This window comes from Haloferula chungangensis (assembly GCF_042664875.1).
Taxonomy (GTDB): domain Bacteria; phylum Verrucomicrobiota; class Verrucomicrobiia; order Verrucomicrobiales; family Akkermansiaceae; genus Haloferula; species Haloferula chungangensis.
The window spans coordinates 1-632 of record NZ_JBHTBS010000083.1 but is presented as its reverse complement, the minus strand read 5'-3'; the positions used below and the strand labels follow the sequence as shown (position 1 = coordinate 632).

The 632-nt window shown below is 40.2% G+C and carries 1 protein-coding gene; it reads left to right on the top strand.

Going from position 1 to position 632, the window contains the following annotated elements:
* On the top strand, window positions 1-632 hold a 632-nt coding region (locus ACFQY0_RS21290; RefSeq protein ID WP_379717103.1), incomplete at both ends, for an alanine:cation symporter family protein.

Genomic DNA, 632 nt, shown 5'->3' with positions numbered 1-632 from the left:
CTCGGTCAGATTTACAAGCGCGAAGAACGTGGAGAGTACCGTGGGGGACCTGCATACTATATGGAATATGGTATCAAGGGCGGTATTGGTAAAGTTTTAGGTATCGCGTTCGCAATTATCACAATTATTTCAATGGGTTTACTATTACCAGGAGTACAATCCAACGCGATTGCTTCAGGCTTCCATAACGCATGGGGCATACCATATTGGGTAGTTGGTGTAGTTCTTGCAATCCTATTAGCGTTAATTGTATTTGGTGGCCTTAAATCTATCGCAAAAGTAGCGACGGCAATCGTACCATTTATGGCAATATTATACATAATCATGGCGATTGTAGTGATTGTTATGAATATTAAAGAAGTGCCAGATCTATTTGTTTTAATCTTTAAATCTGCATTTAACTTAGAAGCATCATTTGGTGGTATATTAGGTGCAATGATTGAAATTGGTGTAAAACGTGGGCTGTATTCAAACGAAGCAGGTCAAGGGACTGGTCCTCACGCAGCTGCAGCAGCTGAGGTTTCTCACCCTGCGAAGCAAGGACTTGTACAGTCATTCTCAGTATATATTGACACATTATTTGTATGTACTGCGACAGGTTTAATCATACTTTTATCTGGAACGTATAACAC